Origin of the sequence: Aeromonas sp. EERV15, from assembly GCF_900079845.1 — a bacterium.
Classification (GTDB): Bacteria; Pseudomonadota; Gammaproteobacteria; order Enterobacterales; family Aeromonadaceae; genus Aeromonas; species Aeromonas sobria.
Genome location: NZ_FKKY02000004.1, coordinates 54,717 through 67,351 on the forward strand (window position 1 = coordinate 54,717; position 12,635 = coordinate 67,351).

Annotated in this window: 8 protein-coding genes; 7 read left to right on the forward strand and 1 reads right to left on the reverse strand. The window is 62.9% G+C overall.

Annotation, left to right across the window (positions count from 1 at the left end):
- The first annotated feature begins 233 nt into the window (after positions 1–233).
- Genes bcsG through bcsC form a run of 7 tightly spaced genes read left to right on the forward strand, consistent with a single transcriptional unit; the run spans position 234 to position 12,283 of the window.
- On the forward strand, positions 234–1,892 hold the full coding sequence (gene bcsG / locus BN4575_RS04595) for a cellulose biosynthesis protein BcsG (RefSeq protein WP_068977325.1): 1,659 nt from the start codon (positions 234–236) through the stop codon (positions 1,890–1,892).
- Positions 1,893–1,907: 15 nt separating this feature from the next.
- The gene (locus BN4575_RS04600) at positions 1,908–2,111 is read left to right on the forward strand and encodes a BcsR/BcsP family cellulose biosynthesis protein (RefSeq protein ID WP_068977326.1); all 204 of its coding nucleotides are present in this window, start codon (positions 1,908–1,910) and stop codon (positions 2,109–2,111) included.
- Entirely contained in the window at positions 2,108–2,770 is a 663-nt protein-coding gene (gene bcsQ / locus BN4575_RS04605; protein WP_068977327.1) for a cellulose biosynthesis protein BcsQ, read from the forward strand. The genes BN4575_RS04600 and bcsQ overlap by 4 nt, the downstream gene beginning before the upstream one ends.
- Entirely contained in the window at positions 2,767–5,346 is a 2,580-nt protein-coding gene (bcsA, locus tag BN4575_RS04610; RefSeq protein ID WP_068977328.1) for a UDP-forming cellulose synthase catalytic subunit, read from the forward strand. The genes bcsQ and bcsA overlap by 4 nt, the downstream gene beginning before the upstream one ends.
- Positions 5,343–7,586 (forward strand): cellulose biosynthesis cyclic di-GMP-binding regulatory protein BcsB, encoded by a 2,244-nt coding sequence (gene bcsB, locus BN4575_RS04615; protein ID WP_068977329.1) that lies wholly within the window; start codon positions 5,343–5,345, stop codon positions 7,584–7,586. The genes bcsA and bcsB overlap by 4 nt, the downstream gene beginning before the upstream one ends.
- Positions 7,587–7,589: 3 nt before the next feature.
- Entirely contained in the window at positions 7,590–8,855 is a 1,266-nt protein-coding gene (gene bcsZ / locus BN4575_RS04620; protein WP_083220989.1) for a cellulose synthase complex periplasmic endoglucanase BcsZ, read from the forward strand.
- Positions 8,837–12,283: a cellulose synthase complex outer membrane protein BcsC gene (bcsC, locus tag BN4575_RS04625; protein ID WP_068977330.1), complete on the forward strand. Its 3,447-nt coding sequence runs from the start codon at positions 8,837–8,839 to the stop codon at positions 12,281–12,283. Before bcsZ ends, bcsC begins: the two co-directional genes overlap by 19 nt.
- A 39-nt stretch (positions 12,284–12,322) precedes the next feature.
- Here bcsC and BN4575_RS04630 read toward each other — a convergent pair whose 3' ends face one another.
- Positions 12,323–12,598 carry a metal/formaldehyde-sensitive transcriptional repressor gene (locus BN4575_RS04630; RefSeq protein WP_068977331.1) on the reverse strand — a complete coding sequence of 92 codons (276 nt, stop codon included), beginning with the start codon at positions 12,596–12,598 and terminating at the stop codon, positions 12,323–12,325.
- Between the last annotated feature and the right edge of the window lie 37 nt (positions 12,599–12,635).

Consider the following 12,635-nt stretch of genomic DNA (forward strand, 5'->3'; position numbering starts at 1 on the left):
AGCAGTTCGCATCCATCCCCGATCTCCCCCTGGTTTCAAGTTGTGGTGGCTGGTGGTCGCTCCCCAGGGATAGCCAGATTTATCGCCAAACCCGTGCTGACCTTGATCTCGCTTAAGCTCCAGTACATGGTTCATCGATTAATATGGTGAGTCATCAATTATTTCATCTAGTTACAGACGTTATACCAGAGCGGTCACTGTCCGGTTCGGTGGCGATGGGTAGACCGGATTCTATGACACAACATACACCTTCTGATTCTCTCACCGCCCCCGGTGCTAACTGGCGCGGGCTGGGCGGCTGGAACCTCTATTTTCTGGGCAAACTGGCGCTGTTGTGGGGGGGATATCTTAATTTCCACCCGCTGGCCAATCTGGTCTTTGCCGCGTTTCTGCTCTTCCCACTTTCCTCGACGCTGATGCGGCGGGTAAGGTTGTTGATCGCCTTGCCGGCAGGTGTCGGGCTCTTCTATCACGACACCTGGCTGCCGGGGATCGAGAGCATCATGGGGCAGGGCAAGATGGTGTTCTCGTTCACCTTCGATTACTTCCTCGAGCTGCTGGGCCGTTTCATCAACTGGAACATTGTGGGGGTCGCCTTTGTCATGCTGACAGGGTACCTGTTTCTGGCCAGATGGCTGCGCTTTACCCCCTGGATGCTGATCTCCCTGTTGTGGCTGACGCTCTCACCCCACCTTGCCTCGCTGGGATTGCAATCTCCCTTCCGTGAGGCGCAAGCACAAGCCAATGTGCCGGGTGGGGCTGCGGTGGCCTCCATGCCGGTTACCGCCAGTCAGGCGCTGGATCAGGGGGCTGCGCCGACCAGCGACAATCTCAATGGCTATCTGGATCGCTTCTACCAGTCGGAGCGGGATCGGCGGGTCAGCTTCGCATCGTCCCTGCCAGCTGACGCTGAACCCTTTGATGTGCTGTTGCTGCAAATCTGTTCTCTCTCCTGGAGCGATATCGAGGCGAGCGGCCTGACCGATCATCCCCTGCTGAGCCGCTTCGATGCTCTGTTCAAGAGCTTCAACTCGTCGACCTCTTACAGCGGGCCTGCCGCCATCAGATTGTTGCGATCCAGCTGTGGTCAGGTCAGCCATCACGATCTCTATCAGGCGCCCCAGGCTGAGTGTCTGCTGATGGATAACCTGGCCCGGCTCGGGTTTGCAAAAGAGATAGTGATGGATCACTCGGGCACCTATGGCAACGACCTCAAGTCATTGAAGGCTTACGCCGGGGTCAGTAGCGAGCCCATGGACAAACAGGGTCTGCCCTATGAGGTGACCTCCTTTATCGGGGAGGAGATCCCCAACAGCGACGCCTTGCTGGCGCGCTGGCTGCAGCGACGTGTCGAGAGTCCATCCAGTCGCAACATCGCCTATTTCAACATCACCACCCTGCACGATGGCAATCGCTGGGCCAGCTCCCGGCAGATCGCCCCGTTCAAGGCGCGGCTGCGTGCCTTGATGGATCAGCTCGATGGCTTCATCACCCGACTGGAGCAGTCCGGTCGCAAGGTGATGGTGGTGATGGTGCCGGAGCATGGCGCGGCCCTTTCCGGTGATCGTCTGCAGATGTCCGGCTTGCGCGATATTCCCAGCCCCGCCATCACCCGGGTGCCGGTCGGTATCCGGCTGGTGGGGGCCCGTGCAGAGCATGCCCCCACCCGAGTCATCGATCAGCCCAGCAGTCTGCTGGTGGTCTCGGAACTGGTCGCCAGAGTGGTGGCGGGCAACTACTTCGGTAGCGACACCATCGACTGGGGCGGACTGTTCAATAACTTGCCCCAGACCCCGGCTGTCTCTGAAAACCAGGGTGCCAGCGTTATCCAGTATCAGGGGCAGTACTACATCAAGCAGGGGAAAGGGGACTGGGTTCCCTATCCCCGTTAACGGAGCGTATCAGCGATGAATCAGGGGATGTTGACGGTCAACCCGCCGCTTGCTACCAGCGCAGGCAAGCAGGAGAGCCAGAGCGATGTGGGCCGTTTGCAGCAGGAGTTTGCCCTGCATCTGAACTATCAGAATATCCTGCTGGAGGAGCAGTTGGCCGCCATCCGCCAGCAGTATCCCCTGCTGGTCGAGTGTGACATGAGGCGCCGCGGCCAATGAGGGTGATCGGCGTGCGGGGATTGCGCGGTGGCGTGGGGGCGACCTCTATCGTGGCCGGTCTCGCCTGGGCTGCTGCCCGGCAGGGGGGCCGGGTGCTGGTGGTCGATCTCTGTCAGGATAATCTGCTCGGGCTCCATTTTGGCCGCCCCCATGATGAGCAGTCTGGCTGGAGCCAGCTGACGGCTCCCGCGCAACAGTGGCGCGACAAGGTGCTGAACTGCGCTGTCGATATCGACCTGCTGGCTCACGGTGGCGCGGAGGTGTCGGACGCCCTCGACTGGCTGCAACAGTTGTCAGGATATGACCTGATCTTGCTGGATATGCCACCCGGACTTGCACTCCCGTGGCTGAGTCTGCAACTGACGGTGATCCATGCCGATGCCAATTGCCATGTGCGGCTCTATCGCCATCAGCTGGCCCCCAACGAGCGGCTGTTGTTGACCCAGTTCAGCAGTCGCCGTGCCCTGCAGCAGGATCTGCTGGAGCTCTGGCTGCAAGCCGGACTGCCCATTCTCAGCGTCAGGTTGCATCGGGACGAGGTCATGGCCTGTGCGCTGGCAGCCAAGCAACCGGCAGGGGCCTATGCACCAGAGAGCATGATTGCCCATGAACTGACGGAAATTGCCAGCTGGTGCCTGCGGGGCGAACTGGCACAGTGAGTCTGTTCTGGTTGGTGACCCCCGAGGCCAGCACGCGGATCCGTACCCGCTACCGGCTGCTGCGCCAGCGCCACGCCTCCCGTTGGGCTGCCTTCACCCTGACCGCTTGCGGGTTGCTGGCCTGGGCGCTCTTCCCCCTTGAGAATGCCAACTGGCAGTGGTTGCTGGCCCAGCGAGCGCGGTTTGCGTCAACGAGAACCCGCCCCGGTGCCGGTGATCCGTTGCGGCTGTTGCTGCAGGGGCTCTGGCTGCTCTGCTGGCGAGCTGACGCAGGGAGTCGGGCCGCTGGCCGTTCCCGCTGGCGGATCAGGTTTGCCGAGGCAGGCACGGCGCTCTCGCAGCGAGTGCAACGGGCGACGGGGCATCTGGTGGCGCGCTATGAGGCGCCGCTGACGGCCCGTACCCTGACCTGGCAGGGCAAGGTGCTCGGTACTGTGGCAGGCTTGCTCTCGCTACTCTGCATCACCCAACCCTTTGATCCGCAGGCCCAGCTCTTTTTTGTGCTGTTGCTGGCTCTCATTGCCCTGTTGCTGCGGGTGGTGCCGGGGCGCTATCCGGCGCTGATGCTGATCGTGCTGTCGGTGACCGTCTCCTGCCGCTATATCTGGTGGCGCTACACCTCGACCCTCGACTGGTTCGATCCCGTGAGCCTGTTTTGCGGCTTGCTGCTGTTGCTGGCGGAGACCTACGCCTGGCTGGTGCTGTTGCTGAGCTACTGGCAGACCGCCTGGCCGCTGCATCGCAAACCGGCGCCCCTGCCAAGGGATCGTGCGTGCTGGCCGACGGTGGATCTGATGATCCCGACCTACAACGAGGATCTCTCCATCGTCAAAGGATCCGTCTATGCGGCGCTGGCGCTCGACTGGCCGCAAGAGAAGCTGACCGTCTGGCTGCTCGACGACGGGGATAGAGAGGCGTTCCGGCAGTTTGCCGAAGAGGCCGGGATCCGCTATGTGGCGCGCCCCACCCATGAGCATGCCAAGGCAGGCAATATCAACCATGCCCTCCAGATGGCGAGCGGCGAGCTGGTGGCCATCTTCGACTGTGACCACTTGCCGACTCGCTCTTTCTTGCAGATGACGGTGGGGTGGTTTTTCAAAGATCCTGCCCTCGGTCTGGTACAGACCCCCCATCACTTCTTCTCGGCGGATCCCTTCGAGCGCAATTTGCACCGTTTTCGCAAGATGCCCAACGAAGGGGCCCTCTTCTACGGTCTGGTGCAAAACGGCAATGACATCTGGGATGCCAGCTTCTTCTGCGGCTCCTGTGCGGTGATCAAGCGCAGCGCCCTCGATGAGATTGGTGGCATCGCCGTGGAGACGGTGACCGAGGATGCCCATACCTCGTTGCGCCTGCATCGCAAGGGCTATCACTCCGCCTATATCAACATTCCCCAGGCTGCCGGGCTGGCGACCGAGAGTCTGTCGGCCCATATCGGCCAGCGCATCCGCTGGGCGCGCGGCATGGTGCAGATCCTGCGGCTGGATAACCCCTTGTTTGGCAAAGGGATAAGCCTCGGGCAGCGGCTCTGCTACTTCAACGCCATGTTGCACTTCCTCTCCGGGATCCCGCGCTTGATCTTCCTGACGGCACCGCTCGCCTTCCTGATCCTGCATGCCTACATCATCTACGCCCCGGCCATGACCATCGCCCTCTACATGCTGCCCCATATCTTCCATAGCGCCATCACCAACTCGCGGCTGCAGGGCAAGGTGCGCCACTCCTTCTGGGGGGAGGTCTACGAGACAGTGCTGGCCTGGTATATCGCCTGGCCCACCACGGTTGCCCTGTTTGCTCCCCACCGGGGCAAGTTCAATGTCACCGCCAAAGGGGGATTGAACGAACAGGGCTATCTCGATCTGGCGCTGTCACGCCCCTATCTGGTGCTGGTTCTGCTCAACTTCTGCGGGCTGGGATTCGGGCTTTGGCGCCTGCTGGCCGGGCAAGCGGACGAAGTGCCCGCGGTGCTGCTCAGCATGGTATGGACCCTCTACAACCTGACCATTCTGGGTGGGGCGCTGGCGGTGGCATTCGAGGCGAGGCAGGTGCGCAGCAACCCCAGAGTGGAGATGAACATGAGCGCTGCCATCAAGCTGGGCAACGGCTTTATCTACCCCTGCAACCTGACGGATTACTCCAACGGCGGCGTCGGTCTGGCGCTGGCGTCGGCGCAGCCCCTGCAGGAGAACGACCGGGTCTGGTTGCTGCTGCGCAATGGCCTGCGGGAGTCGGCCTTTGCCGCCCGGGTGCGGCGTGTGATGGCACATCGCGTGGGGCTGGAGCTGGAAGAGATGGATAAAGGGCAACACATCGCCTTTATCCAGTGCACTTTTGCCCGCGCCGATAACTGGTCGCTCTGGCAGCAGGGGTTTGGCAAGGATCGCCCGCTGCACAGCCTGCTCGATATTGCCCGGGTTGGATGGGGGGCCTATTGGCGTTTTTCCCGGGGCACGCCGTTGCTCCCGCTATGTAATCAGTTCGAACGCCTGGCCCGCTGGCTGCGCTCTTATATTCCACGTCGCGTTGCGCCTGCTGGCCGGTTGCCGACATCGATGATCCAGACGGTGAAAGGATGATGAAACTACAACACCTAATACTGCCGCTGTTGCTGGCCGCCCCGGTGGCGCTCGCCACCGGCTTGCTTGCCGATTCGTCAGCAATGGGGCCGCAGCCGCCGGTGCCTGCGCCGGTGCGCACCTTGTCGCTGACCCTCGAGCAGCTGGCTGCCGCACCGGGCACCCTCTCCCTGCGTGGCAATCTGCCGGATGGGTTGGCCGACTTCACTGTGCGGCGCGACGAGGTGGTGACCAGGGCTTTGGTCGATGTCGACTTCACGCCCTCTCCGGCCCTGTTGCCGCTGATCTCCCAGCTCAAGCTCTACTTCAATAACGAGCTGATGGGGGTCTCGGCATTTGCCAAGGAGCAGATGGGGCAGCGTAGTCAGGCCCGTTTCGAGCTGGAGCCCCGTTACGCCAAGGATTTCAACAACCTGAAGTTCAACTTCATCGGTCACTATCAGCGGGTGTGCGAGAATCCAGCCAGCGATACGCTGTGGCTCAACATCAATCGTGACTCCCGGCTGACGCTGCAGTTGCAGACTCTGCCGGTGCGCAACGAGCTCTCCTTCTTTCCCATGCCCTTCCTCGATACCCGGGATGAGGGCAAGCTGGTACTGCCCATGGTGTTTGCCGGTGACGTATCTTCTGTCCAGCAGCAGGCGGCGGCGATCCTCGCCTCCTGGTTCGGGGTCCAGGCCAAATGGCGGGGGCAGCACTTTCCGGTGCTGATAGACAAGGTGCCGGAGCGCAATGGCATCATCTTCGCGACCAACGGGCAGCGCCCCGCGTTCCTTCTCGACTACCCCGAGGTCAGCGGGCCGACCATCGACATGATCAGTGCCCCCGATAACCCCTATGTGAAATTGCTGCTGATCCTGGGGCGGGATGATCAGGATCTGGTCACCGCCAGCAAGGGGATTGCCCAGGGCAATGTGCTGCTGCGTGGCCAGAGCGTGCAGGTGGATGCCGTCACGGCGCTGGCGCCGAGAGTCCCCTATGACGCGCCCAACTGGGTGCGGCTGGATCGCCCGATGCGCTTTGCCGAGCTGCTCGACTACCCTACCCAGCTGCAAGCCTCTGGTTATGCCCCCTGGCCGATGAATCTGACCCTGCGGTTGCCCCCCGATCTTTATATGGCGGGCTCGCAAGGGGTAAAGCTCAATCTCGACTATCACTACAGCACGCCGACCCTGCGCAACGGTTCCCGACTGGACATGATGGTCAATGGCCAGTTCATGAAGTCATACCCCCTCGAACCGGATGCAACCCGTGGCCAGCAGTGGCTCACCCTGCCGCTCTGGCTGGCGGGGGATGACGGCTCCCGGGCGCTGACCATGCCCGGGCTCAAGACCAGTCAGGCCAACAGTCTGGGATTCAAGTTTGAATATGCGCGCCAGATGATGGGCGGGGATGAGGAGGGGCGCTGCGATCTGACCCTGCCGCCCCCCCATCTGGTGCGTATCGATGACGAGTCGACCATCGACTTCACCGGCTATCGCCATTTCATCGAGATGCCGGATCTGCGGGCCTTCTCCGGCGCCGGTTTCCCCTTCAGTCGGCTGGCTGATCTCTCACAAACCCAGATAGTGATGCCGCAAAGTCCATCGTCAGAGCAGATAACGACCCTGCTCGATACCCTGGGGGCTATCGGTGCCGAGACCGGTTATCCGGCGCTGGCGGTGACCCTGACCAGTGATTGGCTAAAGGCGCGGGATGCTGACCGCGACACCTTGCTGATCGGCGAGCTGCCCGCCGAATTTCGTCACGATGCCGAACCGGATGCCCTGTTGGCATCGACTCGCAGCTGGGTCAACCGGCCAAGACGCGAGAACCGGCCTGAGCTGGCGGGCTCCCCCAGCGATCGCCAGCCCGAGAGTCGGGTCGCCATGACGGGCAACCTGGCCATTGCCGCCATTGTGGGGCTGCAATCCCCGGTCCATCCCCAGCGCAGTCTGGTGGCCATGCTGGCCGATGGCCCCGCTGGCGCCAGGCTGCTCAATGAGACGTTGCAGCAGAACGAGCTGCGGTCACAGGTGGCGGGGTCGGTGGCCATCATCCGGGCATCCGGGGTGAGCAGTCTGGCGGTAGGGGATCGCTACACAGTGGGCTACCTGCCCTGGTGGGAGCACATCTGGCAGCAGTTTGCCCACCATCCATTGCGGCTGGTTGGCCTGACCGTGACTTGCATGCTGTTGCTGGGCTGGGGACTGCGGGTCCTGCTGGCCGGGATCAGCCGTCGTCGTTTGAAGGAAAAGTAAGAGATGAGAAGCGCGTTGCGTATCTGGGGTTGCCTGCTGTTGTGGGCCTGTTCGCTGCAGCCTGCCCGGGCGGGCTGTGACTGGCCAGAATGGGAGCAGTTCAAGGATCACTACATCAGCGAGGAGGGGCGGGTCATTGATCCTGCCGATGGCCGCCGCATCACCACGTCGGAGGGGCAGAGCTACGGCCTGTTCTTTGCGCTGGTCAACGACGATCGGGAGACCTTCGAACGCCTGTTGCAGTGGACCGAAGTGCAGCTCGCCAGAGGGGATCTGACCGGTTTTCTGCCAGCCTGGCAGTGGGGGACGCGCAGTGATGGCAGCCTCGGCGTGCTCGATGACAACAGCGCCGCCGATTCGGATCTCTGGATTGCCTACAGCCTGCTGGAGGCGGGGCGGTTGTGGCAAAACCACAGCTATCAATCCATCGGTACCATGCTGCTGCGTCGCATCGCCCGTGAAGAGGTGGCCCGGCTGCCGGGCCTTGGCCCCGTGCTGTTGCCTGCTCCCCGCGGCTTTACCGGGGAGGGGCGCTGGACCCTCAACCCGAGCTACCTGCCGCCCCAGTTGCTGGCCCGTTTTGCTGCCATGCAGGGGCCGTGGCAGGAGATGCGCACCCTGTTGCCTGCGCTGCTGACCGCCACCGCGCCCCGTGGTTTTGCCCCTGACTGGATCGACTGGCGGCAGGCGTCTGGCTGGCAGGTGACTGAAGCGAAAGGTAGCGTGGGCAGTTATGACGGGATCCGGGTCTACCTCTGGCTCGGCATGCTGAGCGAGGATGACCCGGCCAGAGAGGCGCTGGTGCGTCACTTCCACCCCATGCTGGCGGCGCTGACCGAGCAGGGCGTAGCGGAACCGGTAGATCCCCAGACCGGCGAGGCGTTGCGCGAGGATGACCCAGCCATAGCGGCGCAGCTGAGTCACCGCAACCCCATGCTGGCGGCGCTGACTGAGCCGGGCGTAGCGGAACAGATGGATACCCCGACCGGTGAGGCGCTGACTGGGCAGGGTGTACCGGAACGGGTGGATACCCTGACCGGCGAGGTGTTGAGCCGTGGTGATCACGGCTTTGCTGCCGCGCTGCTGCCACTGGCCAGCGGGTTGCCGCTGGCGGTGCAACTGCAGCAGCAGCCCCTTATTCAGGGCGATGGCTATTACGCCAGTGTGCTGACTCTGTTTGGTCATGGCTGGGCACAGGGGCATTTTCGTTTCGCAGCCAATGGCACCCTGTTGCCACGCTGGAGTGATGAATGCCAACGCGCCCGCTGACCCTGATCTGGCTGGTGGCCAGTCTGCTGGGGAGCGTGCAGGCGAAGGAGGTGGTAGAACCGGTTGAGTGGCTGTTGTCGCAGATCCGTCTGGGTGAAGTGACCCATAACGAAGATCTGCTCGGCAACTCACTCTACTCGCTCTCCCTGATTGAGCAGCAACATCCCGAGTTGCTTGCCGCCCAGGCCAGGTTTGCCCTTGCCCGCGGCAAGCTGGAGGAGGCGGAGGCGCTGCTGAAACGACTTGGCAAGCTGGCCCCCGACTCCTCTCTCTACCGGCTGGGCATGCTCAACCTGCGGATCAATGAGCCGGCGTCGAGAGCCCGGCTAGAGCAGGCTCGCCAATTGGTCCAAGCAGGGGATCTGGAGGGGGCCCGGGCGTGCTATCGCGCTCTGTTTGGCGGGGATGAGGCGCCCAACCTGGAGCTGGCGGTTGAATATGCGGTGCTTAATGACCGGATCCCGGCACATCGCGCCGAGGCGCTGGCCATGATGCAGACGCTGGATCAGCGCTATCCTGGGCACGACAGATTGCGAACCTTTCTCGCCCAGCGTCTGCTGTTATCCGGCCATCGTGACGAGGGGATGGCCCTGCTGCACAAGATGGCGGCCAGTTATCCGACGCGAGACAGCGCGGCCAGGGTCTGGCTGGCGGATATTCGCCGCATGCCGGTTGGCCCCGCCAGTCTGGCATCCTTGCAGCAGTTTATCGTCACCTTTGCGGCCGACAGCCGCAGTGACGAGGCACAGACCCTGCTGGCGCAGCAGGAGGAACTCTGGGCCTCTCCTGCATTTCGTCAGCGTCAGGCCATTCTGGCGCTGGCGGCAGACAAGCGCGCCACCCTGGCCGAGTTGCAGCGGCTGCAAACACGCTACCCGGATGATCCCGAAGTGATGGGGGTACTCGGGGTGGCCTATGCCCGCCAGCATCAGCGTGAGCAGGCCAACCGCCTGTTTGAGCGGTTGTTACGCCATCCCGATCTCCCCCAGCGAGGTCGCTGGGAACGGCAGTGGGAGAACAATCGTTACTGGCTGATCCTCGATCGGGCAAAACAGGCGCAGGCCAGCCAGCAGTGGGAGCAGGCCGCCACGCTCTATCGGCAAGTGATCGGGCTGAATGGCAGCAGGCCGGAAGCCTGGTTGGGGCTGGGGGATTGCGAATTGGCACGTCACCAGCAGGGTGCCGCCGAGCAGGCTTATCTGCGGGCTCTGAATATCGCCCCCAAGAATGAACGGGCACGGCTACGGCTGTTTGAGTTCTATCGGGAGCAGGATCCTGAGCGGGCACTGGCGCTACTCTCTCCGGGGGGGTCAGCGGCATTGCAAAAACAGGGGGATCGTCTCAGGGCTGATCTGCTGGAGCGGGATGCTGCGGCGCTCGAGCAATCCGGCTATCGGGCGCAGGCATTGAATAAACGCCATGTCGCGCTGGGATTGACGCCTGAGGATCCGTGGCGGCGTTATCGCACCGCAGTGGCCATGGCGGCGGCCAACGATACGACGGCTGCCAGCGTGTTATTGCAGAGTGCGCTGGCGGCCAATCCACAAGATAGTGACCTGCGCTATGCCACCGCGCTCTATCTCTCCGGTCAGGGAGCCCTATCCCGTGCCCGCAGGGTGCTGGCCGAGGTGCCTGCCCAGCGCTGGAGCAGCCAGATGGCACAACTCGATAGCCGGTTGGCAGAGCGGGAGCTGATAGCAGAGGCCAGAGCACTCCATGACGCGGGTGAGGTGACGGCGGCCGAGCGTCTGCTGCTCCCCCTGCTGCCGGATGATTCGATAGCGCTGACACTGGCCGGGTGGGCGGCCGGTCGTGGTGACCGGCCGCAGGCCGAGCATTACTATTGGGAGATCCTGAGCAAAGACGAGGATCATCAGGGGGCTCGCCTTGGCATGGCTGAACTGGCCCTCGCACAGGGAGACAAGGCCGGGAGCCGCCACTGGTTGCCCGTCTGGTCATCGAGCGCTCCGGTAGGCGGTGATTTCAACCATTACCGCCGGGTCGCCAATCTCTATCAGCAGTTGGATGAGCCCGGGATTGCCAGCGAAATCTTCACCGCCTATGCCCCCACCGTGGCCGCAGGTGCCCCTTCCCAAGATAGAGCTCTGTTCTGGCGCGATGCGGCTCGCCAGCGTTTTGCCACTGGTGATACGCAGGGTGCGCTGGCGCTGGATCGCAAGGCGCTCACCGCCGCAGGGCTGACATCCGCTGAGCCGCTGGATGATGCGGCACTGACTGCCCGGGCGCTCAGTCGGGATCAGGATGACTGGCTGGTCGGCAGCGTGCGCCGTGATCTTGACCGCCACTATCGACAGAGCCAAACCACTGTGTCGTTTGACAGTGACTATTGGGGGAGCAAGGGATCGGAGGGAACCTCGGATCTGCAGGCCCTGACCCAGATGTTGCAGCTGGATACCCCTTTGGCCGGTGGTGCTCTGTTTGGCCGTATCGAACGGGTGGCGATGGATGCCGGATCTTTCCCTGACTCTCCTTACCGCGCCAGTTTTGGCACCTGTACTACTCGCGAGTGTTGGGGCAATGAGTCACAGCAGGCGACGGGTCACACCCTGGCGGTTGGTTGGAAGGGGGATCAGTGGCAGGCGGATCTCGGCACCACGCCGCTGGGATTCGAGGTGGTGGATTGGGTCGGCGGGGCCACGGTGCGCGGCAAGTGGCATGAGATTGGCTGGCGCGCCACCCTGTCGCGGCGACCGCTGAACAGCTCGCTGCTCTCCTATGGCGGGGCGGTGGATCCTGCGACCGGCATCCGCTGGGGGGGGATCCGGGCCAACGGCGTACGTCTTAACCTGAGTCACGATCAGGGTGGCGCGCTGGGTCACTGGGGCAGCCTGCAACAGCACTTGCTGACGGGCGAGAATGTGCCGGATAACTGGCGTACCCGCCTGATGGGGGGCAGCTACTACAAGCTGATCAACGAGGCCAACCGACGGGTGACCATCGGGGGGCGGGTCATGGCCTGGCACCATGAACAGGATTTGAGCGGTTACACCCTGGGTCGCGGCGGATATTACAGTCCCGAGCGCTATCTCTCGTTCGGTGTGCCAGTGCGATTCAGTCAACGCAGTGGCGACTGGTCATGGGATCTGGGCGGGACGCTCGCCTGGTCCCGCTCTCACAGCGACGCAAGTCGCCGCTATCCTCTGCCCGGTTTGTTGCCGGATGGTTTGCCGGATCAGGATGCCACCGTGGCCGGTGGCAGCAGCCGTGGCACGGGCTATACCGTCAACGCGCTGGTCGAGCACCGGCTGACGGATCACTGGCGCATCGGCGGCCGGATCGATATCCAGCAGGCGGATGACTATGCCCCCAGTCATGCCACCCTGTTTTTGCGCTACACCTTCAAGCCGTGGCGGGGGGATCTCGATATGCCACCGCAACCCCTGACCCCCTATGGGGAGTTTGATTGACGAGACGCCCGGCTTGCTGCCGGGCGTCTCTGTATTGGGCTATTTCAAATAGGATCGCAGCACGTTGACCACCTGATCCAGATCCTCCAGCCGTTCGGCATGGGTGGCATCGACGGCACCGAGATGTTCGCGCATATGTCCCTCCAGCACCTCCAGCATCAGGCCGTTGACGGCGCCACGAATGGCGGCGATCTGCTGCAAGATGGCGGTGCAGTCGCTCTCTTGTTCCAGCGCGCTCTCCAGTGCTCCGGCCTGCCCCTTGATGCGGCGCACTCGCGCCAGCAGCTTCTTTTTGCTGTGAATAGTGTGAGACATGGCGGATCCTCTCGATCAATGAAACTATACTGGGGTA

What these genes read in the sequence shown, in the direction of transcription:
- bcsG (WP_068977325.1), top strand. Translation starts at nt 234, where the DNA reads ATGACACAACATACACCTTCTGATTCTCTCACCGCCCCCGGTGCTAAC.
- BN4575_RS04600 (WP_068977326.1), top strand. Translation starts at nt 1,908, where the DNA reads ATGAATCAGGGGATGTTGACGGTCAACCCGCCGCTTGCTACCAGCGCA.
- bcsQ (WP_068977327.1), top strand. Translation starts at nt 2,108, where the DNA reads ATGAGGGTGATCGGCGTGCGGGGATTGCGCGGTGGCGTGGGGGCGACC.
- bcsB (WP_068977329.1), top strand. Translation starts at nt 5,343, where the DNA reads ATGATGAAACTACAACACCTAATACTGCCGCTGTTGCTGGCCGCCCCG.
- bcsZ (WP_083220989.1), top strand. Translation starts at nt 7,590, where the DNA reads ATGAGAAGCGCGTTGCGTATCTGGGGTTGCCTGCTGTTGTGGGCCTGT.
- bcsC (WP_068977330.1), top strand. Translation starts at nt 8,837, where the DNA reads ATGCCAACGCGCCCGCTGACCCTGATCTGGCTGGTGGCCAGTCTGCTG.
- BN4575_RS04630 (WP_068977331.1), bottom strand. Translation starts at nt 12,598, where the DNA reads ATGTCTCACACTATTCACAGCAAAAAGAAGCTGCTGGCGCGAGTGCGC.